The organism is Caballeronia sp. LZ028, assembly GCF_031451415.1.
GTDB classification, from domain to species: Bacteria; Pseudomonadota; Gammaproteobacteria; order Burkholderiales; family Burkholderiaceae; genus Caballeronia; species Caballeronia zhejiangensis.
Genome location: NZ_JARUXN010000005.1, coordinates 17,893 through 40,180, shown reverse-complemented (window position 1 = coordinate 40,180; position 22,288 = coordinate 17,893). Strand labels below are relative to the sequence as shown.

The window sequence follows — 22,288 nt, the reverse complement described above, 5'->3', positions numbered from 1 at the left end:
CGCCTTGCCGAACCGCCGCGAACGCGCGCATGATGGCGCGTTCGCTTCATCGACTATCGACCGCCATGCCCGACTTTCTCGACGCCGCCGCGCTCATCGACCTCGCGCGACGAGCGCAAGCCCGCGCGCCGCAACCCTGCGCGTGCACGAAAACACCGCTCGACGGCTGGCAATCGCAGCCGCTGTCGCTCGACGAATCGCAGTTCCGCGAGATCGGCACGCTGTTACCGGAGCACGATCCGGAGCCGACCTTCGCCGAATATCTGCCAGGCAAGACGAACTACTGGTCCGCCGATGCGCCCATCGCGCCGCGCTTCTTTCCGTATAACCGCTGCGGCGTCTGGGAATGCTCGTCCTGCGGGCGGCTGTATCTGCGCTACACGGAAGGCGGCGGCTACTTCGTCGATCGCAGGATTCGCGCGGTGCGCGCGGATCTGATCGAAGACGTCTCGCCGTGACAATGCGCGCTCGCGCAGGAACGTCCGTTTCGCGCGAGCACGCATTTCAGCCTCAACTCACCGCATCCTTCACCTTCTTGCCATCGGGCCGTCCGAGGCCGGTGCAGGCGTCCCATCCGGCTGTCGCGTGGAAATCGTCGTTATTGCCCTTTGTGATGTCGACGAGCGCCAGCGGGTCCTTGTAGAGATGCGGATTGATATACCCCACCGGCGCGCCCTTGATCGCGTTGATGCGCGCGATCAGTCCGGCCCATAGCGGCGCGACCGCGCTCGTTCCGCCGATCACCATGTCGTGACCGTCGACGCGCACTTCGTAGCCGGTCACGGGATCGGCATTGCCGGCGACATCGGGCACGCCGCGCATCGCGAGCGGACTGTGTGCGCCGCCCGCGCGCGTGACCCGCAGCCCTTCCTGCCACGCGGGCAGCGCGAAGAACGAGCTCACGCCGCCGCCGGTCGCGCCGCCGTTGGCGCCGTCGTTCCATACGGTCTCGCTAGCGATTCCGTTGCCGCTCGCCTGCAGCGACGTGCCGCCGCAGCCCAGCGCATACGGACTGGACGCAGGGAAATCGACGTGATCCGCGCCATCGCCCACGCCGTCGCCGGAACCGTTGTCGCCGGATGCCGCGCAAATCGTCACGCCGAGCGCCGCCGCCGACTGAAACGCCTGATCGAACGCGTTCATCGCCTGCTGCGTCCATGCCGATTCCGGACCGCCCCAGCTGATCGAAATCACCGACGGCTTGTTCTTCGTGTCATGAATCGCGGTGCCGATGGCGTCGATAAAACCCGCGTCGGTGTTGGGCGCGAAATAGACGACGATCTTCGCGCCCGGCGCGACCGCGCCCGCGACTTCGATATCGAGCATCACTTCGCCATCGGGACCGTTCGGATCGCCGGTCGGATGGTTCCGTCCGTGATCGACCGAAACCGCGGTCACGGACGGCGCCTTCATATTCAGCGACGCGAAATACGTCTTGAGATCCGCGGGACGGTAGCCGCCGCCCAGCTCGATGATCCCGATGCATTGATTCTGGCCGTCGCCTTGCGGGAAGTCATAGAGCGACGCGAGCTGCACGGGCGTGAACGTCGACGCGCCCGCTGCGCGCGCTGTCCAGCGCACGTTGCCCTGCGCGCGGGTCCGGAAGCTGGGCCGCGCCTGCGGACGGTTGTCGAGACCCATGACGGCATCGACGACGCCGTTCAGTTCATCGGGCAGATGGATCGGTCCCGTGCGGCCGCGATAGGTGCCACCGTCATGTTCGTACTGTTGCAGGCTCACGCCGAAGGCCGCGTCGAACTGCGCGACCGTGCCGGAGAGCACGACCGCGCGCCGCGCCTCGTGACTCTCGACGACCGACAGTCCGTGCTTTTGCGCGAACGCATGGACCGCCGCCAGGTCCGCGCTGTCCGCGCCGAAATGCTTCGTGAACTCGTCGTGATCGATATGCTTCGCCGACGCGCCTTGCGCCGCGAGCGCGCTGATGTGCTTCTCGAACGCATCGTGCGAGCGCCGTCGCACGAGCATGGTGACCTCCAGACGTTCGTTCGGGTCTGCCTTGCCGATGGGCTGCGCGTCCTTTAAACACTCGCGTTCGCTTCCGTTGAGCGGATGGTTTGCCATGTCTGAACACTCCTGAGAAACGCCGCCGTCGTGGGTTGCGTTTTCGATGCCTCGCGGGCGGCGGGCGGGCATCGGATGCCGTGCGATACGCGCTTATTGACCGCCGAAATAGATCTGCTTCATCTCCTGCGCTGATGCCGGGCGCATGACGGCGCGAGCGCCCGTCGCCGACGCGCCCGACATCGCGCCGCCATAGCCAGTCGCGTCGTTCCGGCTCGATACGCGCGCCTCCGCTGCCTGGATCGCCGCCGGATAGCCGGGATCCTCGCCTCTGCCCGGGTAGTAGCCGGCCTGCTCCAGTTGCTCGAGCTCGGCGCGCACCTGGGCGCGCGTGAGCGCCGCGTCCGTCTGCGCGAGCGCGGCAATCGGCAGCGCAAGCGCGGACGCCGCCGCGAGCGCCATCAAAATCGGTTTCATGATGATCTCCTTGATGATGCGAAAGTCCGTGACGCGGACGTGCTCGTCCGCAGATGAAAGACGATCACCGATGGAAAAAATCGCATTCTTCGTTGCGCGATATGAACGCGATGCGCGCGAAGGGCAACGCCTTCGCGAATCGTCCGTAGAATCGCGTCAGAATAATGCTGCGCGAAAAGCTGCAAGGAGCTAACGATGTCACAACGAAACACTGACGAGGCGCTTCGTCGCATGGCGTCGATCGTCGCGCTGGTGTTCGCGCTGGTGCTCGTCGTGTTGAAGGTGTGGGCCTGGTTCGCGACCGGATCGATTTCGCTGCTCACCGCCGCAGCCGATGGCCTCGTCGATGTCGTCGCGTCTTCGGTGACGTTCATGGGTGTGCGCTATGCCCTGCGCCCGGTCGACGAGGGGCACCGCTACGGTCACGGCAAGGCCGAAGCGGTGGCGGCGTTCGTGCAGGCGCTGCTGCTCACGGGCGTGGCTGTCGGACTCGGCATCGAATCGGGGCAGCGCGTCGTGAATCCCGAACCGTTGAATCAGACAGACTTCGGGATCGCGGTCATCGTCGTGAGTACGCTTGCGGCCATCGGACTCGTGCTGATGCAGACGTGGGTCGTGAAGCGCACGGGATCGACCGCCATCGCCGCCGACCGCGCGCACTATGCGACCGATATCGCCGTGAATATCGCCGTGCTCGTCGCCCTGCTGCTCGATCACTTGCTCGACTGGCCACGCGCCGACGCAATCGGCGCGCTGTGCATCTCGCTCTACATGCTGTGGAACGCGCGCGGCATGGCGGTGGCTGCGCTCGTGCAACTGCTCGATCGCGAACTGGACGATCCCGAACGCGCGCGCATTGCGGCGGCCGTGACGGCGGTCGAAGGCGTGCAAGGCGTGCACGACATCCGCACGCGAAACGGCGGCGATCGCGTATTCGTCGAGTTCCATCTCGAAGTGGCCGGCGAGCTGACCGTCGCGCAGGGCCACGCCATCGCCGATGACGCGGAAAGAGCCGTGCAGCGGCTCTTTCAGGCATCGGACGTCACGGCGCACGTCGAACCGGCGGGCATCGTCGACGATCGTCTGGACGACCGCGTGCTCGGCACGGCATCCACCGCCGGCCACAAGTGATTGCATCGGTTCGTCGTGGCGCGGCGCACGCGGCATCGGCTGGACAAAATTACCGCGTCGGCGCGTCGGCCGACGCCCGCCGGCTTCCGGGCGCCTAAAGCTCCCGAATCCGGCTGACGTAAACAAGGCGTGATCTTCGCTAAAAGCAACGCCGAGCCCGCTGCCCGTTCATCGAGAGCCCGCGTCATCAACGTAATGTCCCAGTCTCCCCAATCCGGATCGTCCAGCACCGTCGCCAGCGGCGATCGCTCGCGACAGGGGCACAAGACCGCGCGAAATCAGGAATTTCTCGCTTTCTTTCTGTCCACGCGAAGCGACCGCGCGACGCTCTCCTGGCCCGTTCTCACGCAGATCGGCCTCGCGGGCCTGGGCGTCGGCGCGCTCTGCTACCTCGCACTGTCGTTCGTGTCCGAAGGTGCGGCTTCCTGCGCGGGCGTCGTCTCGGGCGCGATCGCGTTCGCGTTCTTTTTGCGTCGTGCACGCCGGAGCGCCGCGCGCGCGAACGCCACGACCGCGCTCGCAAAAGCGCTGCTCGACGCCAATCGCGAATGCCTGAAACTGCTCGACGCCGATGGCCGCATGGTCCGCATTTCCGAATATGGCGCCGAACTCATGGAAGCGAGCGCGCCCGAACAACTCGCCGGTTCGGACTGGCTCGGCTTCTGGTCCGGTGAAGACGCGACCGCCGCGCACGATGCGTTTCATGCCGCCATGAGCGGCGCACGCGCGACATTCCGAGGCAGTTGCCCGACCACGTCGGGCGCGCCCAAGACCTGGCATTCGCGCCTCATTCCGATAGAGAACGGCGACGGCGGCGTGGAAGGCGTGATTTGCGCCTCGCAGGACATGACGCAGCAGGCGGAACTCGCCGCCGCGCTCTGCGCCAGAGAGACGCTGATGTCGGAGATGGAGGCGCACGTCGGCCTTTGCTTCTATTCCTATAACGCCGATTTCACGGGCTTTCATCACATCAGCGCGGGATGCGCGGCCGTCTTCGGCCTGGATGCGCAAACGTTTCGCGAGTCGCCCCAGGCCTGGATGGCGCTCGTGCTGCAGGAAGACCTGCCGCAACTCACGGCCGCGATGCGCCGGATCGCCGAATCGAAAGTCAGCCAGAAGGCGCTATACCGCATCCGCCGTCTGGACGGCAATGTGCGCTGGATTCAAAGCACCGGATCGCCCGTTCTGGACAGCGCGGGCAATGTGGCGCGCATCGTCGGCATCAGCGAGGATGTCACGGCGGAGCAGGACCGCCTCGCCGAACTCGACCGCCTCGCCTTCACGGATTCGCTGACCGGTCTCGCGAATCGCGCCGCGCTCATGTGCAGGATCGACGAGCGATGCCGCAAGCAGGCGCCCTTCGCGTTGATGTTCATCGACCTGGACCGTTTCAAGGTGCTCAACGACACGCTCGGTCACACGGCGGCGGACCGGCTGCTCAAATCGCTGAGCAGGGTCATCCGGGCCGCGTTGCCGGCCGATGCATTTCTCGCACGTCTCGGCGGCGACGAATTCGCCGTGCTGATCGACGGCGCGAAGCACAAGGACCCGCTCGCCGAGATCGCGCGCGCCACGCTCGATGCGCTCGTGCAGGCGGATCAGGCACACCGCGCCGGCACGATCACGGCGTCGATCGGCATATCGGTCTTTCCCGAAAACGGGGCGAATCGCGAGACGCTTCTGACGAGCGCCGATATCGCGATGTATGCGGCCAAGAAAGCCGGACGCAACGGCTACCGTTTCGCCGACAAGGATTCGAGCGAACGCATCGTCGATTTCGAACTCGAGCGCGACCTGCCCGCGGCGCTCGCCAAGAAGGAGTTTCAGCTTCACTACCAGGCGATCCACGAGCCGCACACGCGCGAGGTCCGCAGCGTCGAAGCGCTCATTCGCTGGCGGCATCCGGAGCGCGGGCTCGTCTCGCCGGGCGTCTTCATTCCCATTCTCGAAGAGAGCGGCTTCATCGCCGAAGTCGGCGCATGGGTGATGGACGACGCCCTGCGTCAGCTCGCGCTATGGCGGCAGGCCGGCGCGCGCGCGCTCGGCGTTTCGGTGAACGTGTCGGCGCGACAGTTGCGCGACGCGACCATCGTCGATGTCGTCGACGAAGCCTTGCGCCGCCATGCCCTGCCCGCCTCGACGCTGCAACTCGAACTCACCGAGAGCGCGCTGATGGACGACCCGAGCCTTGCACAGCGCACGCTCGGTGCGTTGAAGAAGCTGGGCGTGCGCATCGCCATCGACGACTTCGGCACCGGCTATTCGAGTCTGCGCTATCTGGCTGATTTCGCACCGGACTGCGTGAAGATCGACCGCTCCTTCATCACGCGGATGGAATCGGATCAGGCAACGCGCAGCATCGTGTGCGGCATCATCCAGATGTGTCACACGCTGGGCCTGAGCGTGACGGCTGAAGGCGTCGAGGAAACAGCGCAACTGGAATTGCTCAGGCATGCGCAATGTGACTTCGTGCAGGGCTTCCTGCTGAGCCGGCCGGTCGCCCCCGACGACGTGCTCGGGCTCCCGATCGCCACGCCATCCGCATTGATAGATTAGGAAAGGAACCGCGAAATTCGCGCGCTTGCTTTTCCTTTCGGTGAACCCTAACCTTACGCCGAAGTTGTGACTAAATGTAACGCTTGTATCAAGATGATCGCGAACGTCGATCGAGTCGCAAACGACGCACAAGAAAATTGCACGGCAAGAATGCCGGCATGAACCACGGGGTTTTTCCGAAGAGCGGGAAACCATGAATAGCAGTGAATCGCTTGACTCGATCCGCGAGATCAATCTGTCGTACGTGATCCTTGCACAACGCATGTTGCTCGAGGACAAGTCCGTCGCCATGTTCCGGCTCGGGCTTTCGCCGGAAATCGCCATGATTCTGGCCAGTCTCACGCCCGCGCAAACAATCAAGCTTTGCAGTTCGAACCAGTTGTTGTGCGCGTTTCGCTTCAACGATCATTCGTTGCTGTCCGCATTGACGCAACCGGCCACGCACGTCGACGTCGGCGCCACTCACGCCGCCATTCTGCTGGCCGGACAGCCGGCGGAACAGTTCGCATGAGCATGGAAACCACGCTTCGCAAAAGCGTCAGCGACGACGCGCAGGAAGTCTATCGCGCGATTGCCCTCATCGAACTGGGCGCTCGCATGCAGTTGCTCGAAACCGAGTTGACGTTATCGCGCGACCGCATGATCCGTCTGTATCGGGAATTGAAGGGCATGCCGCCGCCCAAGGGCATGCTGCCGTTCTCGGCGGACTGGTACATGACGTGGATGCCCAACATCCATTCATCGCTCTTCTACAACATCTATCTGTTTCTCAAGGAGCAGACACGCTGTTCGCGTCTCGATGCGTTGACCAAGGCTTATCGACTGTATGTCGAGCACTGCGGGCAGAACCGGCTCGAAGTCGTCCTGAGCCTGACGCGTGCATGGACACTGGTGCGCTTCTTCGAAGCGGACATGCTGCAGCAGACGCCATGCTGCCGCTGCAAGGGCAAGTTCGTCGCGCACAGGCACGATCTTCAGGTGCATTTCGTGTGCGGCGCGTGTCAGCCGCCGTCACGCGCGGGGCGGACGAAGAAGGCTGCGAGCAGCAAGGCCGAGTGCGGTTCGCTGGCGGCGTGAGTGGATGAACTCAGGTCGGCCATCCATGTGTGAAGCGCTGTAGCCATGCCATGGTCTGGCCGTCTTCCCATCGAGTGCTCCAGAACGGTTCGTGGCTCTTGATCTGCATCGGCAACAACGCACGTGCGACATCGAAATACGGTTTCAGATCCGCTTGAACGTTGCGGTCGCCGAGCGTCGGGCTGTCCGACACCTGCAAAAGCGTCGCGAAAGGCCCATCGACGAAATCGAAAGCAGCAAGCTTCGCCTGCGCTAATTCCTTTTGAAATTGCGTTCGAAAAGGTTCGCCGATGACCGTCAGCCAGCTCAGGCACTTGTAGCCTCGCTTGAGTTCCCTCGCGCTCAGTTCGATCTCCTCCACATCGCAGCCCCAGTATCGGCGCGCCAAAGCATAGATGCGCTCGAACGAAACTTCTTCGTATTTCGAAGACGGACGTCCCTGCAGCAGATAACCGCCATAGCCCGAGCAAACCGGAAACATCGACATCATGTCGAGTGCGAGTGAACGGAGGAATGCGGCATCGACTTGCCAATCGAATTCGAAGCGAAAGAAGCTCGCCATTTCGGGTTCCGTAAAAGGCCGAAAGCCGTGAAACATGAAGACCCGCGAATCGACGGGCTTTGCGTCCGAAAACCCATAGCCCCAATGCACCGTCTTGCGCAGTTCGGGAAGCAAGACGGTTTCGAAGCGAATGCGCGCCGCCGCATCCCACGCTTCGAGCCTCGCCCACGAAACGGTCGACCTGTAGTTCCTGAAGACATCGCCGACCGCGCGAAGGTACGCGTCATACACGCGTCTCGCCGTGACCGGACCGGGCGGATCGGGCACATAGAACACGAGATGCTGTTTCAATTCGACCAGCGGCATGGGCGACGCAGGATCATCCGTGAATTCGAGGATGGGGTTTGCCATCGCGTCGGACTTCCCGGTCAGGGTTTGAGGTTTTTCCGGTCTTTCTGCTGAGCGGCAACACGACGCTCCAGCACTGAAAGATAGCCCTTCAGGAAAGCCTCGAAGTTATCGTGACGCCATTGCTCCCCGATGCTGGAAATCCACACAACCTCGTAGCCATGCTTAGAGGGCGAAGTGTCCACGTCGAACGAAACGCACTCCGGCGTGTTCCCCGCACCGATGACGAACTGGCTGCACGCCGGGTACTCGTCGACCATTTCCGGAAGGAGACCGTGGTCGTCGCGCGCGACCTCGAGCGCCGAAAGCAGTGACAATTCATCATTCATCAAGCTGGATACGCCATTGCTCGTGGACAGAAACAATCGATAACTCGCCGGCATGACGAGGTTGCGCGCTTGCAGAAAGGCATCGAGCGCCGCGAGGTCGCCTCCGCTCGCCGGCGGGCGCAGTCGAGGCCGCACGGGATCGTCGCTGAAGTAGCCGTTGAGCTTGAACTTGGTATCACTCAGCTTCTGCAGCAGGTCTTGCATCTGTTGGGTGTTCACGCGACCTCCTTAATCACAGTTACAAGAGGGATGCGCTTTCATGCGCTTGGGGGCGGGTTTGAGCCGGTTCATGCTGCCGCCGACCGTGTAATTCACGCGGGCGTCGGCCCATCGCATATTGGCGCTGGTGAGTGGCCCGCTAAGAGAAGCCGGGTGCATGTGATCCGGATTCATTGCGCCCCGGCCGCTGCGAGCGGGGTCCGCCAATCCTCCCGCCTGCTTCCATTTTTCGTGCTGACAGTCCGGCGGCTTCACGTTCTTCGGACTGTAAAACATGCGCTTGATGGCCGGATGATCGGGATTGCCGGCGGCCGCGGTCACTGCGTCGGCGAAGTCCTTCGCGAATTGCTTGAGGCTCGCCTGATACGCATCGTAGTGGTCGGAACCGGGATTGCTGGGACTATCGCTCAGCCTCGCCTTCTTGCTCTTCGACTGGTTGTAGGCCTTGACCATCTCGCAGACCTGACCGCACATGCAATCGTCCCATTTGCGCTTTTTCTTTTTCTTCTTTTTCCCGCAATCCGGTCCGACCTGAGTCGCCGGCGGACGTTTCGATCTTTTCTGCTTCACGCCTGTCATCGTCGCGCCGGTATTGGGCGGAGAACCGTTCGGGCCGCAGTTGTTGAGCATCGGCTCGGCGAGAAGATGAACGCTCTTGCCCTCGATTTTCACCGTCATCGAACCCGGCGTGATGAATCTGGCCGGCCCGTGCGTGTTGCTCGAAAGCAGACCGCCGCCCGTTCCCTTGCTGGCCATGTCGCCGAAGCTGTTGAACATCGCGCCCCGGATAGCCACCTCGTCGCCCTCGATCTTGACGCTCGTCGAATAGCCGTCCGGCGAATCGCCCGATTTGGCGGTATTGGGCAACGCAGCCGGAACGAACGGAGCGGGCGGCCCCGGCATCTTGCACATGTTCGGGAGCGTGGCCCGAGCAGTGCCGGAACTGCCCTTGGTGACAGGCGTCTTCGGAGGATGGATTCCAACGCTGGTCATGGCGCGTCGAGCAAGTCAATGGCGCGAAGCGGCCGGCATCGTGGCCGATTCGAAAAGCGCGCAGGCCCGCAAGCCCGCCTCCGAACTCGACCAGATCAATGTTCTCGGGCCTGCCGCATAGCCACGCGACGCCGCCTGATGAGCCAGCATCGCGAACAATGGCCCGGACGCCGCGCCCACATCGCCCCAGACGTCCGCTGGCGACAGATAGCCGGTGGCATCCTTGAAATGCCGGCCCAGTCTCAGGCAGACGAACCCCCACTCTTCGCCTCGATAACGCTCGCCGTTGATATCGCAGATGACATGATCGATCGTCTTCCGCGCGCCCGGCGCGCTCGTCAGCGCGTCTCGCACGACCGCGGTCAGACCCTTGCCGACGCACACCTCGCGCGTTTTGATGAGGCAGCGCTCCGATCCTGTCGCAGCGGCGACGAGGTGCATCGTTTCGGCAACGCCGAGCCGCCGGCACGCGGCGTCGCTCATCAACAGGCAGAATGCCGCGCCCTCGCCGGGGACGAAGCCGCTCCTCGATCCTTCGCCTGCGATCTGCCTGCGCCCGTCGAGCCAATTCAGCGTCTCAGGATGCAGATAGCTGTCGATGCCGCCGACGACGCACGCGTCCAGTTCGCCGCTTCCGAGCGACTCGCTCGCCTTCCTGAAGGCCGCTACTCCGGCTGCGTGCCCCTGCGCATGCACCGAGACTTGTATCGGATCGATCGTCGATCCGCCCAGCCGCCGCAATCCCTGCATGACGGCGCTCGCGTCTTCATGCGTGAAGCCAGGGCGGATTTCCGGCAGCGCGACCATCATCGGCGATCGAAGCGGCGCTTCGCCCAGGTGAGCGAGGGCGCGCGTCAGGTCGCGCCACGCGAAACCTGCCAGCGCAAGCAGACGAGACGGACCGTGCAGCCCCGGGTCGAGTTCGGCGTCGAAGGCCAGGTTCACGTAGTTGCCGAGCCTGTCGACGATGAACGGATGCTCGCGCGCCGCCCCTATACCCGCCCGCACGGCCGCCGCGCTTGCCTCTGCCCCGAGACCGAGCGGCGTGCGCGCACCGGCGGCCGCCATGACGACGCGTGCGCTCATGACAGGTAATCCTTCTCGCGGACCAGCGTGCTCTCGAGATAATCGGGTTCGTCTTCGACCTTCAGAACCGTGACCCACACGAGCATCAAACGCAGCGCATCGGGTTCCAGTATCACCGACGAAAGGCGTGCGCGATGCTCCTCGTCGCGGGTGTCGATGCGCGTCGTGAAAGCCAGGCGCACCTTCGGCAGCGCGAAGAACATCGACCCTGCGGGCGTGAGGTTGATCAGTTCGACCGGCTCTCCGCCCTGCAGAGGGCTTGCGGGTTGCTGATCGGGTGGAGCGCACTGCAAGGAGTGCGGACTCCAATCCTCGGGCAACAGCGGCGAGCGATCGCGCATCCACGCATTGTCGTAAGTGCCGGCGCGTTCCCGCCTCGGCGACCAGAAGCTGTCGATGGCGCCGAACCCGGCGGGGCCATCCTTGTCCAGACGTCCGCTCGGGTATTCGAAATTGGGCATCGCCATGCCTTCCCGGCTCTGCCCTGCGCCGACTACGCCTCGCCCGACCGGATTTCGGGCGTCATAGCCGTGTCTGGCGGGGTCGTCGCCGGGCGCATCGTAGCCGCCATAAGCGAGCTCGTAGATGACCGGCAGACGGACGACCGGCTCCGCCAGCATGCGGCCGGGCATCCCTTTTCCCCATCTACGATGTCCGCGAACACGCAGCGTCTTGCGAACCGGCCCAACCCGCATGCCGACCAGAAAGTCGTCGCTGGGCCTGCCGCCGGGCGCGTAAGCGGTACCGTTGAGCACGATGTCGGTCGTCGGCTTGGGCCCGAGCAAGTCCGAGTCGTAGCGAAGGCTGGACCGTCCGGGCGTGCCGGTGTATTCGGCGGTCTCGACCGGCGGCGTCTGCTCGTCCGCGAGCCGCGGTCCCGCCGGCGTGATGTCATAGGTCGCCTTTACCGCGACGATCCATTCGTGCGTGCCCTCCTTGTCGCGCGTCCATGACGTATCGACTTCGTAGGCAGTCCGATTCTCGATGCTCCACATTGACGACCCCCTATCGCGAACAGTGTTAAGACGAAGCACGAAGAATCGTTTTGAAAGAGCGTCAATCCATCGCCTGCAATGCGCGTCGCTGACGCCAAGCAGGCGCTGCGCAATTGAAGAGCACGCTGCGCGGATCGGCGAGGCGCAGTTGAATGGCCGCCGCGGCGCGCTGCCGCTGAGCGCCATTGCGCAACACGTCGATGCACTGCGCTTTCGACGACAACGCGCCCATGAGATAGCGCCCGTTGCCCGGCATCCGCGCCTTGTTGGCGTGCCACCATGTGCGCGTCTTGTCGGGGTCCGGCCACGGCGCGCCGTCGTCCTCTTCCTCGGCGGCATCGGCATCTTTTTCGCCGCCGGAATTCCCCGATGCCAACGGCGCGCGTTCCAGCCCGAGACGAACGAAATCGGCTCCCGTGATGAGACTGAAGCTCTCGCCCGCGAGCCGCGCCACGCGGTCATCGTCCATACGGCCGATCAGCCACTGCGCATAACGTGGATCGCCGGTGAAACCGACGGCGCGAATCAGCCTGCGCGCACTCTCCGGTTTAGAAGCGAATCGCTCCAGCCATCGATGCGCATCGGCGGGCGCGAGCACGCTCGCCGCGAGCGCGAGCGCGATGTCGCCGAACATGGATGGCGTAGCCGCAATATCGCGAATGACCTCGAGCGCCTCGTCGCGATCGCCGAACAGCAGCGCGGATCGCGCGGCATGAAACCGGCATGACGCGTCCGCGTGATCGAGATGGGCCTGACATGTTCCGAGCAGATCGACGCGGCCGATCTCACCCGCGCAGCGCAGCGCCCGGGCGCGCAGCACAGCGTCGTCGGAAACGAGCGCCGCGTCGAGATGCCGCTTCGGATCGACGCGATGCTGCGCACATCCCTCGATGCCAGCCAGTCGCGCGGCGGGGTCGTCGCACGCGAGCAGGATCGAGACGACACCGGCGAGACGGCCCGGACTCACCCAGCCGAACGCCGAATGAAAGCCCGCTCTGGCATTGGGCGTGGCCTGACTCAAAGCGAGCAGCCGCATGATCGCCGGGTCCGAACGCGCCTCGATGCAACCGACGGCGGCGGTGAACAGTTCGCCCTTGCCCGCGTGCTCCAGCGCCCGAATGCTCGAACGCAGGCCGGCGCGTCCCGCCACGGCGATGCCGTCGAGATGCGCCGCGATGCGTTCGTCGAGCCGTGTCAGATCGGAGAGCCTCACATGCGGCGCGCGCACGAGACGGGAGCGGATTCGCCGCAAGGCGGCGGCGTCTTCGACATGTTGCTCCAGCACGCGGAAAAGCACGCCGCTCGCCGAGTCCGCGACCGGTTCGGCTTCGTCGGCTTTCGTCGTGTCCACGGCGACATGCATCAGTTGATCTGCACCGATCCGCCGATGATGCGATTCAGTCCTGACGCACTGCTCGACACGCTGCTTCCGCGTATGCGCACATGTCCGTCGCGCGTGAGCGTGATGCTGGCTTTTCCGCAACGCAGCACCATCTGCTCCTTCGCCGTCACGAGAAGCCGCTTGCCATCGGCGTCGACATCGATCTGTGCGGGCGCATCGTCGAACGGCCAGGCTTCGCATCCGATCAGACAGCCGATGACGATCGGGCGCGTCGGGTCTCCGGCTTCGAACATCAGCGCGACTTGACGGCCGATATGCATGCCGCGCAGATCGACGACCGTGCGCGCGACGAGCGCCGCGCTCCCCGGCTGGCCAGGGTAGACGACGAACGGGGACGCAGCGTCGCCATCGAGTCCGATCAACTCGCCGATCCTCACCCCGTCGATGGCCGCAAGAGGGCCTTGTTCGAGAAAATCGCGTCCGCTCATCGCGTGCTCCTTCGGGTCTCATTCAAAGACGAACGAGCCGACGGCGATTTGCAAAGCTATCCATGACTTCGCGGCGCTTGAAATAAGCGCATCGCGAACCTATGCTCATTGAACAGTCGAATCCGGTCCGCAAGCCCCATGCGGACGTCGTCAGTGGAAGGAGACGCCTCATGCGTCTGTCGCTTATCTTCGTGGTCCTGTCGGCCGTGAGCGCAATGTCCCTGCATGCGGACGCAGACGACCGGCAGGACTGGCGACGACATCGCGACCAGCCCGCCCTGAAAGTATTCGATGCACAAGGCAAACTTATCGGACGCCTTGCTTCTTACGGCGGCTACGACGGCGTGTTCCTCACGATCGACCGCGCGCTCGTCTTCGCGCAGATCACGCGCCTGAACAACAACGGCGAAGCGTACGACTCGGCGAAATTCCAGTGGTCGACTTACGGACCATTCGACTACTCGACCGCCGATTGCAGCGGCTCGCCGATCATTCCTCCCGGCAGCGGCCCACGACCGTCGATCGCGATGAGAACGGGCGCGGACGTCACGCTCCTGATCGCGGGCGATACGGACTCGTCGCCCGCTCAGGTCGTCGCGGTCTTCGACGGCAAGCAGTGCACGCCGCCGCCGACTATCGGGCACATGCCGCCATCGACCGCGCCCGTGCCCGCATTCACGGCCGAGACGAACTATCCGCTGACGGCTCATTATCCCGAGCCGCTCACCATCAGATATTGATCGGGCACGATCGACGGAGACGCTTCATGTGTCGAATGCTTGTTGTGCTGCTCGTCCTGTGCGCGAGCGTGAGCGCCGCCGATGAACGCGATGAACGCGATAAACGCGACGATCGCGCGCATTCCGGCGAGAACACATTGCGCCAGCCGATGGTGTACGACGCACAGGGAAAGCGCGTCGGCCCGCTGGAGGTTTATTCGGGCGTCAACGGCGTGTATCTCGCGATAGACGGCGAGCCCGTCTTCGTGGCGGTGAATCACAAGCGCGTCGGTCCGTTGCAGTATTCGGCCTCGCAATACGAATGGGTCGGCTATACGTTCGTGCCGTACCCATCGCGCGATTGCACCGGAAGCGTCGCCGTCGCGGATGCCGGCAGCCCCGCTCCGGCGATGCCGCTCAGAGAAGGCGCCGACGTGACCGTCTATATCGCGGGCAAGCAAATGTCCGGCAACGTGCAAGTGTGGTCGTTCAGGCAGACAGATCCGTCTACCGGGGCGACGACCTGCCTGACGAGTCTGTCTGACCAAGGCGCCAACTACTGGGCCATCGAGCGCACGTATCCGCTGACGCAGCATTATCCCGAGCCGTTGCGCGTGGCTTATTGACGGAAGACGCGCACGGACCGCACGGAGACCGACATGAGGCACTGGCTGATCGGAGCGCTGATCGCGCTATACGCAACAACATCGCCCGCCGATGACTTCGCGCATCAGGCAAGGCATCGCCCTGTCAGGGTGTTCGATGCGAACGGTCACGTCATCGGCGATCTCACGATCTTCGCCGCGCAAAACGGCGTCGCGCTGACGGCCGGAGACGCAACCGCCGTGATTCCCATTGCACGCGTACAGGACGCGACCTTTCACTTTTCCGCGACCGACTTCAACTGGCTCGCGACGAAGGTCGTCGATTTCGCATCGTCCGATTGCAGCGGCGATCCGATCCTCGACTCGCTCAACGGACCGCGCGCCGCGCTCGCGGTCAGACGCGGCAACGACGTCACCGTGTACTTCGCGGCCGAAGGCGTCACGCAGTCGTTCCAGGCGAATTCGGCGCTCGATCCGAACGCGGCGAACGGATGCCGTCCGTTCACGGCATCCATCACGCTTTCGGGCTTCAAGGTCGGCGCGACGCTCGCGATCAGCCGCACGCATCCCGAGCCGCTCAGGATCGGCTATTGAAAGGCATCACACGCGGCCTTTCCACGGCACCATCGCTTTTTCCAGATACCGCATCAGCAGATCGAAGCAAAGCGCGAAGAAGCCGATCACGATGATGCCCATGATGACGACATCGCTCGCAAGAAACTCGGCCGCGTTGAGCACCATGAAGCCGAGACCGCGCGTCGAAGCGACCATCTCCGCCGCGACGAGCGTCGTCCAGCCGACGCCGATGCCGATACGCATGCCCGTGAAAATCTCCGGCAGCGCGGACTTGAGGATCACATGCGTGACGACCTGCGTGCGCGACGCGCCCATCGAATACGCGGCGTGGATCTGCTCGATCGACACCGAGCGCACGCCCGCGCGCGCGGCGATCGCGAGCGGCGCGAAGATCGCGAGATAGATCAGGAAGATCTTGGAGAACTCGCCGATGCCGAACCAGATGATGATGAGCGGCAAATACGCGAGCGGCGGCAGCGGCCGGTAAAACTCGATCGGCGGATCGAACACGCCGCGCGCGTGCCGGGAGACGCCCATCATCACGCCGACCGGAATCGCCGTCGCGCACGCGAGCGCGAACGCGCCGAACACGCGCAGCAAGCTCGCGACGACGTGTTCCGCGAGCGTCGAGTTCGCGAAGCCATCGCTCGCCACCGCGATGAACTTCGCATAGACCGCTTGCGGCGACGGAAGAAAGAGCGGCTTGACCCAGTGCATGCCGGTGATCAGAAACCAGCCGGCCACGAGCACGGCGACGGTCGCGATGCTCATCGCGAAGCTGCTGCCGTAGCCTGGCACGCCGAACGTGTCGCCCGGCTTCACCGGCTTCTTCTTCGATTGCCGCGCGGGCCGGCCCGGCGGACGCCGCGATGCGCCGATGCCGCTGTCGATCGCGGGACCCGGCACCGTCATCGATGCGCGCTTAACCATGATGAATCTCCTCCGCATGATGAGCGGCGCGCTCGTCGCCGTAGATGATGCCGAGCACCCGCTCGCGCATCTCGATGAAATCGGGGCTGGACTTGATCGCGCGCGCATCGCGTGTGGCGAGGAAGCGGCGGTTGAAATCGAGATCGTAGCTATGCGTGATGCGGCCCGGACGCGGCGACATCACGATCAGCCTGCTCGCCAGAAAAAGCGCCTCCTCGACGCTATGCGTGATGAAGAACAACATCTTCTGCGTGCGCTGCCAGACATCGAGCAGCAGCTCCTGGATGGTCTCGCGCGTAAGGGCATCGAGCGCGGCCATCGGCTCGTCCATCAGCAGCATCGCCGGATCGCAGGTCAGCGCGCGCGCAATGCCGACGCGCTGCTGCATGCCGCCCGACAGCTGATAAATCATGTGCCGATGAAAATCCTGAAGGCCGACGAGCGCGAGATTGCGCTTCGCGATGTCCTCGCGCTGCGCCTTCGGCACGCCTTGCAGCTTCAGGCCGAAGGTCGCGTTGTCGAGCACGTTGAGCCACGGCAAGAGCGCGTGCTTCTGGAACACGACGCCGCGATCGGCGCCCGGCCCTTCTACCGGCCTGCCGTTGAGCAGCATCTCACCCGATGACGGCGCGATGAAACCCGCCATCAGCGATAAAAGCGTCGTCTTGCCGCAACCCGACGCACCCAGCGCGACGACGAATTCGCCATCGCCGATAGTGAGATCGATGCCGTCGAGCGCTTGCACGCGCTCGCCCGGGCGTCGGCCCGGAAACACCACGCTCACGTTCTTCACCTGCATGCAACCCATATGTCCTCCGGACTCGGATGTGCCAAGGGCAAGCGGCGCGCGGCCGGGCTTATTTCAGTTTTTCCGCGGCTTCGACGTATTCCGCCGTCACGAACTTCGAATAGTCCGGCAGCACGGCGTCGACGCGCTTCTGCTGCTTCAGGAAGTCCGCCGTGTCCTTGAGCGCGAAGGCCGCGCGGCTCGATGCGCCGCCGCCGAGCCACTGCTTCGTCGCCTGCTCCTGCGCCGACGGATAGCCATACAGCGAAAGCGAGCCCGGCACGTCGGCCGGCGCGCCGCCGATCGTCTTCGCGATGGCCGCGGCCTGCTGCGACTGCGCGGTCCATTTGGCCGGATCGTTGCGGTATTGCGCATCGAGATCGGAGATGGCCTTGACGAACTTCGCCATGAAGTCCTTGTGCGCTTCGCCCCACGCACGATCGACCGCGATGCCGTCGAACGTCGGCTTGCCGAGCTTGGACAGATCGCCCGACGTAATCAGCACCTTGCCGCTCTTCTTGAGTTGCGAGAGCGCCGGATCCCACACGTAGGCAGCGTCGATATCGCCGCGCTCCCACGCCGCCGCGATCTGATTCGGCTGCATGTTGAGAATCTTCACCGACGACGGATCGATGCCCCAGTGCTGCAGCGCGAACATCGTGTGATAGTGCGTCGTCGAGACGAACGGGACGCCGATGGTCTTGCCCTTCAGATCCGCCGGCTTGGCGATGCCCGAGCCGTTGCGCACGACCATCGCCTCGGCTTCGTTGATGTTGTCGAGAATCCAGAAGAGCTGCGCGTCCACGCCCTGGCTGACGGCGGCGGCGAGCGGGCTGGAGCCGATCACGCCGATCTTGATGTCGCCCGAGGCCATCGCGGTCGCCACCTTCGCGCCGGATTCGAACTGCCGCCAGTTGATCTTGTAGCCGGTCGCCTTGGCGATGGAGCCATCGGCGATGCCGACGACCCAAGGATCGACGATCTGCTGATACGCGATCGTCACTTCCTTGTCTTCGGCGTTCGCGGCCTGCGCGCCGCCCCACGCGCACACGGCGACGGCGAGTGTCGCCAGCGCGCGCGCCGGCGAGAACTTTCTAAGCAACTTGCCCGGCAGGCGTTTCAAGCCACAGACGCGGATCGTGTTCATGACGGTTCCTGGAGAAGTGGAAAATCGGGCTCGCCGGCGCGGCATTCCCCGTTTCGGTGCGGTCCGTCGCGCAAGCGGCGAACCGATGACCGAGTATCCACAGCGAAAAATCCAGGAAGTTAGTGCCAGACGGGAACAATCGTTGAGTCCACATTCCGTCGGGCGGCGGGAAGGCTCCTATGAAGGCGTCGGCGCTGCGGATGCGCCTTTTATTTGATCTTCGCGGCGGCGGCGAGCTTGCGCACGCCTTCCTTCGCATCCTCGTTCGAGTTCATGAAATTCGTCACGACGTCGGTGATCGCGCCCGCCGTCACCGGCGATTGAAGTTCGCCGAAAGCCAGCGAAGGCAGGAAGCCGCCCGACTTGATCGTCGCCTGCTCGTCCGCGCGAGACTTCTTCGCGCAGCTGTCGAACTTGTCCATCGGCACATCGAGGCGAACGGGAATCGAACCCTTGTTGAGGCTGAACTGTTCCTGGAATTCGGGCGACATGATCGTCTTCGCCATCGCGATCTGTCCCGGCGTCGCATCCTTCTTGCCGTTCTGCTGGAAGAACACGAAGGCATCCGCCGTGTACGTGTAGGCGTTCGACGTGCCCGGAGCGGGCGCGCAGACGAAGTCGACGTCCGCCTTCTTGCTCGCGTTCGCGAATTCGCCCTTGGCCCAGTCGCCCATGAACTGCATGCCGCCCGAGCCCGAGATCACCATCGCGGTGGCGAGATTCCAGTCGCGGCCGTGATAGGCCTTGTCGAAGTAAGTGCGTATCTTCTGCACCGTCTCGAAGACCTGAATCATTTGCGGCGACGTGAGCGTCTTCTGATCGAGATCGACGAGCGCCTTGCGATAGAAGTCCGTGCCTTGCGACAGCACGACCGTCTCCCAGATGGTCATGTCCTGCCACGGCTGACCGCCATGCGCGACAGGCGTGATGCCCGCCGCGCGAAATTTGTCGGCAAGCGCGAAGAACTCCGGCCACGTCGTGGGCGGCTTGCCGCCGACCTTGTCGAGATCCGCCTTGTTGATCCACAGCCAGTTGATCCGATGCACCGAGAACGGCGCGGCGACGTAATGTCCGCCCGACTTCATCGCGTTGTCGATCTGCGCGGGCGTGTGGGCTTTCCAGTCGGCCGCGGCCTGATCGATCGTGACGACCACGCCCTGATCGGCCCAGTCCTGAATCAGCGGTCCTTTGATCTGCGCAGCGGAGGGCGCGTTGCCCGAGATCACCTGTGTCTTCAGCGCGGTCATGGCCGCCGTGCCCGATCCGCCCGCGACGGCGAAGTCCTTCCATTCGTATCCTTGCTTGCTCATGTCGTCCTTGAGCACGCGGATCGCTTTCGATTCGCCGCCGGAAGTCCACCAGTGCAGGACCGAGATCTGTTCGGCGGCCGATACCGCGTGCGTGCCGGCGATGAACATCGCGACGGCTGCCGCAACCGACATCGTTGATCGTTTCATTGCTTGTCTCCGGGTTTTATTTATTTATGAAGCGACGCGTTCACGCGCGCTGTTCGAATCCGAGTTGCGACTTGCCGAGCGGCGTCAGGTCGTCGGGCGTCGCGCGGCCTTCGAAATCGACTTCGAAATGATCGCCTGGAAAATCGGGCGGGCTTTCGCCCTTCAGGAAACTCGGCAATTGACGCTTCAGATACGCGTCGTTTTTGGCGCATCCGGGCGCGGAAGCGATGTACATGACGTTGCTGTAGCCGGCGCCCTTGTGTTCGTCTTCGACCGCGTGAATGACGTCGCTATGCCAGAACACGGTGTCGCCCGCATCCATCTTCGGGATCGACGACAGCGCCTCGAACAGCGGCGCGTGATACTCCGGCCTGATCGACAGCGCGCGTCCGGGCATCGCGCCGCACAGGTCGTCGTCGGCGACGTCGTCCTGGAGCGCGCGCAGCAGGATGTACACCATCGCGTTGGCGATGGGCACGAGCTGCAGCGTGCCGTCGCCCGGACCTTGCGGCGTCAATGCGGTCCAGCCCTGGAACGTGCGGAACATCGAGCACACGGCCGGCGATGCGATCTCTTCGACATCGGGACGGAAAGCGGCATCGAACGCATCGTAATCGCGCCAGTTGCCCGCGAAGACGTGGCGATACACCTTGCGGAAATTGCCTTCGATCCAGCGCTCGACCGAGCCGCCATCGCAATGCGCCGACAAGCCGAGCGACGCGGAACCGGGCGGCCGCCGGCGCAGACGGTCGGCATAAACCGGCACATGTTCCGGGTCGAAGTGAACGCGTCCTTCGCTCTCGTTGCGCCAGAGCTTGTTGAGAAACACGCGCGCCGCGGTCAGCGACTCCGACTGGCGCGCCAGCACTTGAGGCTTCGACCAGTACACGCCGTAGATTTGCGGCTTGCTCGACGCGAGCTGACCGAAGTACTTGTCTTCGGCGCGGTTTTCGAGGCGCTTGTCGAGGCGATTTCGTTCGACGTAATGCGCGATGTCTTCATCCCATTGCTGTACCTGTGCGCGTGGAAAGACATTGCGGATCACGCACGCGCCGCTCGACTTGACGAGCGCGATCTGCTCGCCGCTCACGCGCCCTTCGGTGATGTCGGCGAACTGAATTTCCGGAATGACGTCTTCGCCGCGATCGCGCCGCGCGGCGATCCGCTTCGCTTCCTCGCCGATCGTCTGCTCGACTTGCGCGAACACTTCGCGGTAGTTCGGCAGCGCGGCGCGCAGTTCCTTTTTTGCTTGCCGGATCGCGCCCGGCAAGTCATCGATTTTCAGCGCCATGATCGTCTCCACATGAATTGCCGTGGACACAGCATATGATGCGTCCGTCTGCGGCGGTGATACGATTCAGGCAATTCATTTGCGTTTTCGGCCATGAAACCAGCCTACGAGCATGTCGAATTCGGCGCGGACTGTTCGGTGCGGGTTTACCATCGGCGGCTCGCGCGTATTCCATTCGAATGGCATCACCATCCGGAATACGAGCTGACGCTGACGATGAACAGTCACGGCAAGCGCTATATCGGCGATTCGGTGAACGACTATCAGGCCGAGGATCTCGTCCTCGTGCCGCCTGATTTGCCGCATACGTGGTCGTCGAACCGGTCGATCGACTCGTCGTTGCCGCAAGTCGCGATCGTCATCTGGTTCGACGGCGACTGGGCGCGGCGCATGGCGGACTGCTGCCGCGAATACGAGCCGCTTCGCAAGCTCCTGCGCCGTGCGGCGTGCGGGCTGGCGTTCGAGCCTCCCGCCGGCGAACGGATGCGCAGCCGTCTCGAACAGTTGCTCTCGACCGCGCCGCGCGAACGCCTGAGCGCCGCGCTCGATGTCCTGTGCACGCTCGCCGATGCGCCGGGCCATCCGCTCGCGTCGCCGAGCGCTTTCAATCAGACGAACGCGGGGCCGTCCGGTCACGAGCCCGAGCGCATCAATCGCGTTCTTTCGATGATCGATGCGCGCTTTGCCGAACCGCTCCGGCTATCGGAGCTATGCGAAGCGGCGAGCCTTTCGGAGCGCACCTTGACGCGCTATTTCGTGCAGCACATCGGCGAGAGCGTCGGGCGATACATCGCTCGGGTTCGAATCGGCCATGCGTGCCGGATGCTGGGCGACACGTCCCTGCCGATATCGGTCATCGCCGCGCGCTCGGGATTTGCGAACGTCGCCAACTTCAATCGGCAATTCAAGGCCGCGAAGCAAACGACGCCGGCGGAGTACCGGCGTCAGTTCATCGATGCAGGCGCGCTCGTCAAGGACACGGCGAACAGCCTGACCGAACGGCCGCCTTCGCTTCAGCAGAAGCGGCAACGTTGAAGTTATCGCGATGCGCTGAGCGTATGCCCTGCATCGCGCGACAATCTCAGATAGCCCATGATCGTCCGGCTCGCCTTCTTGTGCGCCGGCGTGCTCACGCTTTTGTTAAGCGTCGG

At 63.9% G+C, this 22,288-nt stretch carries 23 protein-coding genes; 9 read left to right on the top strand and 14 right to left on the bottom strand.

The window, feature by feature from the left end:
* Positions 1–65 precede the first annotated feature (65 nt).
* Positions 66–458: a hypothetical protein gene (locus QCE58_RS29545; RefSeq protein ID WP_033535664.1), complete on the top strand. Its 393-nt coding sequence runs from the start codon at positions 66–68 to the stop codon at positions 456–458.
* Positions 459–510: 52 nt separating this feature from the next.
* Here the strand turns inward: QCE58_RS29545 and QCE58_RS29540 are convergent, their stop codons facing one another.
* Both QCE58_RS29540 and QCE58_RS29535 read right to left on the bottom strand, forming a co-directional pair.
* On the bottom strand, positions 511–2,082 hold the full coding sequence (locus QCE58_RS29540) for a protease pro-enzyme activation domain-containing protein (protein WP_008345391.1): 1,572 nt from the start codon (positions 2,080–2,082) through the stop codon (positions 511–513).
* Positions 2,083–2,175: 93 nt separating this feature from the next.
* Entirely contained in the window at positions 2,176–2,499 is a 324-nt protein-coding gene (locus QCE58_RS29535) for a DUF4148 domain-containing protein (protein ID WP_250442119.1), read from the bottom strand.
* Between the two features lie 195 nt (positions 2,500–2,694).
* Between QCE58_RS29535 and QCE58_RS29530 the strand changes: the two genes are divergently transcribed.
* The 4 genes from QCE58_RS29530 (at position 2,695) to flhC (ending at position 7,263) form a co-directional block, all read left to right on the top strand.
* Positions 2,695–3,630, top strand: a complete 936-nt coding sequence (locus tag QCE58_RS29530) for a cation diffusion facilitator family transporter (RefSeq protein ID WP_033535665.1) — start codon at positions 2,695–2,697, stop codon at positions 3,628–3,630.
* A gap of 195 nt (positions 3,631–3,825) precedes the next feature.
* Positions 3,826–6,186, top strand: a complete 2,361-nt coding sequence (locus QCE58_RS29525) for a bifunctional diguanylate cyclase/phosphodiesterase (protein WP_250522610.1) — start codon at positions 3,826–3,828, stop codon at positions 6,184–6,186.
* 193 nt (positions 6,187–6,379) lie between these two features.
* Positions 6,380–6,697 carry a flagellar transcriptional regulator FlhD gene (flhD, locus tag QCE58_RS29520; protein WP_250437747.1) on the top strand — a complete coding sequence of 106 codons (318 nt, stop codon included), beginning with the start codon at positions 6,380–6,382 and terminating at the stop codon, positions 6,695–6,697.
* A complete protein-coding gene (gene flhC, locus QCE58_RS29515) occupies positions 6,694–7,263 on the top strand; it encodes a flagellar transcriptional regulator FlhC (RefSeq protein WP_250522611.1) in 570 nt (189 codons plus the stop codon). The genes flhD and flhC overlap by 4 nt, the downstream gene beginning before the upstream one ends.
* Positions 7,264–7,273: 10 nt before the next feature.
* Here flhC and QCE58_RS29510 read toward each other — a convergent pair whose 3' ends face one another.
* The 7 genes from QCE58_RS29510 to QCE58_RS29480 form a co-directional block, all read right to left on the bottom strand.
* Positions 7,274–8,176 (bottom strand): type VI immunity family protein, encoded by a 903-nt coding sequence (locus QCE58_RS29510; RefSeq protein WP_250522612.1) that lies wholly within the window; start codon positions 8,174–8,176, stop codon positions 7,274–7,276.
* Positions 8,177–8,193: 17 nt separating this feature from the next.
* On the bottom strand, positions 8,194–8,721 hold the full coding sequence (locus tag QCE58_RS29505; RefSeq protein WP_250522613.1) for an SMI1/KNR4 family protein: 528 nt from the start codon (positions 8,719–8,721) through the stop codon (positions 8,194–8,196).
* A gap of 9 nt (positions 8,722–8,730) precedes the next feature.
* Positions 8,731–9,714 (bottom strand): PAAR-like domain-containing protein, encoded by a 984-nt coding sequence (locus QCE58_RS29500; RefSeq protein ID WP_051078947.1) that lies wholly within the window; start codon positions 9,712–9,714, stop codon positions 8,731–8,733.
* 15 nt (positions 9,715–9,729) lie between these two features.
* A complete protein-coding gene (locus QCE58_RS29495; RefSeq protein ID WP_175982427.1) occupies positions 9,730–10,800 on the bottom strand; it encodes a beta-ketoacyl synthase N-terminal-like domain-containing protein in 1,071 nt (356 codons plus the stop codon).
* On the bottom strand, positions 10,797–11,795 hold the full coding sequence (locus QCE58_RS29490) for a DUF2169 domain-containing protein (RefSeq protein ID WP_250522614.1): 999 nt from the start codon (positions 11,793–11,795) through the stop codon (positions 10,797–10,799). Before QCE58_RS29490 ends, QCE58_RS29495 begins: the two co-directional genes overlap by 4 nt.
* A 61-nt stretch (positions 11,796–11,856) precedes the next feature.
* The gene (locus tag QCE58_RS29485) at positions 11,857–13,146 is read right to left on the bottom strand and encodes a TIGR02270 family protein (protein WP_208457008.1); all 1,290 of its coding nucleotides are present in this window, start codon (positions 13,144–13,146) and stop codon (positions 11,857–11,859) included.
* An 11-nt stretch (positions 13,147–13,157) separates the two neighbouring features.
* Positions 13,158–13,625, bottom strand: a complete 468-nt coding sequence (locus QCE58_RS29480) for a DUF6484 domain-containing protein (protein WP_250442125.1) — start codon at positions 13,623–13,625, stop codon at positions 13,158–13,160.
* A gap of 170 nt (positions 13,626–13,795) precedes the next feature.
* Here QCE58_RS29480 and QCE58_RS29475 point away from each other — a divergent pair, with 170 nt between their 5' ends.
* The 3 genes from QCE58_RS29475 to QCE58_RS29465 are packed head-to-tail and all read left to right on the top strand — an operon-like array spanning position 13,796 to position 15,543.
* Positions 13,796–14,365 (top strand): hypothetical protein, encoded by a 570-nt coding sequence (locus tag QCE58_RS29475; RefSeq protein ID WP_250437753.1) that lies wholly within the window; start codon positions 13,796–13,798, stop codon positions 14,363–14,365.
* 26 nt (positions 14,366–14,391) lie between these two features.
* Positions 14,392–14,970 carry a hypothetical protein gene (locus QCE58_RS29470; RefSeq protein ID WP_250522615.1) on the top strand — a complete coding sequence of 193 codons (579 nt, stop codon included), beginning with the start codon at positions 14,392–14,394 and terminating at the stop codon, positions 14,968–14,970.
* A gap of 33 nt (positions 14,971–15,003) precedes the next feature.
* Positions 15,004–15,543 carry a hypothetical protein gene (locus tag QCE58_RS29465; RefSeq protein ID WP_250457692.1) on the top strand — a complete coding sequence of 180 codons (540 nt, stop codon included), beginning with the start codon at positions 15,004–15,006 and terminating at the stop codon, positions 15,541–15,543.
* A gap of 6 nt (positions 15,544–15,549) precedes the next feature.
* Here QCE58_RS29465 and QCE58_RS29460 read toward each other — a convergent pair whose 3' ends face one another.
* The 5 genes from QCE58_RS29460 to QCE58_RS29440 all read right to left on the bottom strand — a co-directional run bounded on the left by QCE58_RS29460 (position 15,550) and on the right by QCE58_RS29440 (position 21,137).
* A complete protein-coding gene (locus QCE58_RS29460; RefSeq protein WP_008345375.1) occupies positions 15,550–16,455 on the bottom strand; it encodes an ABC transporter permease subunit in 906 nt (301 codons plus the stop codon).
* Positions 16,448–17,263, bottom strand: a complete 816-nt coding sequence (locus QCE58_RS29455; protein ID WP_008345374.1) for a taurine ABC transporter ATP-binding protein — start codon at positions 17,261–17,263, stop codon at positions 16,448–16,450. Before QCE58_RS29455 ends, QCE58_RS29460 begins: the two co-directional genes overlap by 8 nt.
* A 49-nt stretch (positions 17,264–17,312) precedes the next feature.
* Positions 17,313–18,389, bottom strand: coding sequence for a taurine ABC transporter substrate-binding protein (tauA, locus tag QCE58_RS29450; RefSeq protein ID WP_008345373.1), 1,077 nt, complete (start codon positions 18,387–18,389; stop codon positions 17,313–17,315).
* Positions 18,390–18,598: 209 nt separating this feature from the next.
* The gene (locus tag QCE58_RS29445; RefSeq protein WP_409014187.1) at positions 18,599–19,846 is read right to left on the bottom strand and encodes an ABC transporter substrate-binding protein; all 1,248 of its coding nucleotides are present in this window, start codon (positions 19,844–19,846) and stop codon (positions 18,599–18,601) included.
* Positions 19,847–19,886: 40 nt separating this feature from the next.
* Positions 19,887–21,137: a DUF1479 domain-containing protein gene (locus QCE58_RS29440; protein WP_008345371.1), complete on the bottom strand. Its 1,251-nt coding sequence runs from the start codon at positions 21,135–21,137 to the stop codon at positions 19,887–19,889.
* A 93-nt stretch (positions 21,138–21,230) separates the two neighbouring features.
* Here QCE58_RS29440 and QCE58_RS29435 point away from each other — a divergent pair, with 93 nt between their 5' ends.
* Positions 21,231–22,172: a helix-turn-helix domain-containing protein gene (locus tag QCE58_RS29435; protein WP_250522616.1), complete on the top strand. Its 942-nt coding sequence runs from the start codon at positions 21,231–21,233 to the stop codon at positions 22,170–22,172.
* Positions 22,173–22,288 lie beyond the last annotated feature (116 nt).

Excerpts from the sequence above, each read along its gene's own strand:
- QCE58_RS29545 (WP_033535664.1), top strand. The coding sequence starts at position 66 with ATGCCCGACTTTCTCGACGCCGCCGCGCTCATCGACCTCGCGCGACGA.
- QCE58_RS29540 (WP_008345391.1), bottom strand. The coding sequence starts at position 2,082 with ATGGCAAACCATCCGCTCAACGGAAGCGAACGCGAGTGTTTAAAGGAC.
- QCE58_RS29535 (WP_250442119.1), bottom strand. The coding sequence starts at position 2,499 with ATGAAACCGATTTTGATGGCGCTCGCGGCGGCGTCCGCGCTTGCGCTG.
- QCE58_RS29530 (WP_033535665.1), top strand. The coding sequence starts at position 2,695 with ATGTCACAACGAAACACTGACGAGGCGCTTCGTCGCATGGCGTCGATC.
- QCE58_RS29525 (WP_250522610.1), top strand. The coding sequence starts at position 3,826 with ATGTCCCAGTCTCCCCAATCCGGATCGTCCAGCACCGTCGCCAGCGGC.
- flhD (WP_250437747.1), top strand. The coding sequence starts at position 6,380 with ATGAATAGCAGTGAATCGCTTGACTCGATCCGCGAGATCAATCTGTCG.
- flhC (WP_250522611.1), top strand. The coding sequence starts at position 6,694 with ATGAGCATGGAAACCACGCTTCGCAAAAGCGTCAGCGACGACGCGCAG.
- QCE58_RS29510 (WP_250522612.1), bottom strand. The coding sequence starts at position 8,176 with ATGGCAAACCCCATCCTCGAATTCACGGATGATCCTGCGTCGCCCATG.
- QCE58_RS29500 (WP_051078947.1), bottom strand. The coding sequence starts at position 9,714 with ATGACCAGCGTTGGAATCCATCCTCCGAAGACGCCTGTCACCAAGGGC.
- QCE58_RS29495 (WP_175982427.1), bottom strand. The coding sequence starts at position 10,800 with ATGAGCGCACGCGTCGTCATGGCGGCCGCCGGTGCGCGCACGCCGCTC.
- QCE58_RS29490 (WP_250522614.1), bottom strand. The coding sequence starts at position 11,795 with ATGTGGAGCATCGAGAATCGGACTGCCTACGAAGTCGATACGTCATGG.
- QCE58_RS29480 (WP_250442125.1), bottom strand. The coding sequence starts at position 13,625 with ATGAGCGGACGCGATTTTCTCGAACAAGGCCCTCTTGCGGCCATCGAC.
- QCE58_RS29475 (WP_250437753.1), top strand. The coding sequence starts at position 13,796 with ATGCGTCTGTCGCTTATCTTCGTGGTCCTGTCGGCCGTGAGCGCAATG.
- QCE58_RS29470 (WP_250522615.1), top strand. The coding sequence starts at position 14,392 with ATGTGTCGAATGCTTGTTGTGCTGCTCGTCCTGTGCGCGAGCGTGAGC.
- QCE58_RS29465 (WP_250457692.1), top strand. The coding sequence starts at position 15,004 with ATGAGGCACTGGCTGATCGGAGCGCTGATCGCGCTATACGCAACAACA.
- QCE58_RS29460 (WP_008345375.1), bottom strand. The coding sequence starts at position 16,455 with ATGGTTAAGCGCGCATCGATGACGGTGCCGGGTCCCGCGATCGACAGC.
- QCE58_RS29455 (WP_008345374.1), bottom strand. The coding sequence starts at position 17,263 with ATGGGTTGCATGCAGGTGAAGAACGTGAGCGTGGTGTTTCCGGGCCGA.
- tauA (WP_008345373.1), bottom strand. The coding sequence starts at position 18,389 with ATGAACACGATCCGCGTCTGTGGCTTGAAACGCCTGCCGGGCAAGTTG.
- QCE58_RS29445 (WP_409014187.1), bottom strand. The coding sequence starts at position 19,846 with ATGAAACGATCAACGATGTCGGTTGCGGCAGCCGTCGCGATGTTCATC.
- QCE58_RS29440 (WP_008345371.1), bottom strand. The coding sequence starts at position 21,137 with ATGGCGCTGAAAATCGATGACTTGCCGGGCGCGATCCGGCAAGCAAAA.
- QCE58_RS29435 (WP_250522616.1), top strand. The coding sequence starts at position 21,231 with ATGAAACCAGCCTACGAGCATGTCGAATTCGGCGCGGACTGTTCGGTG.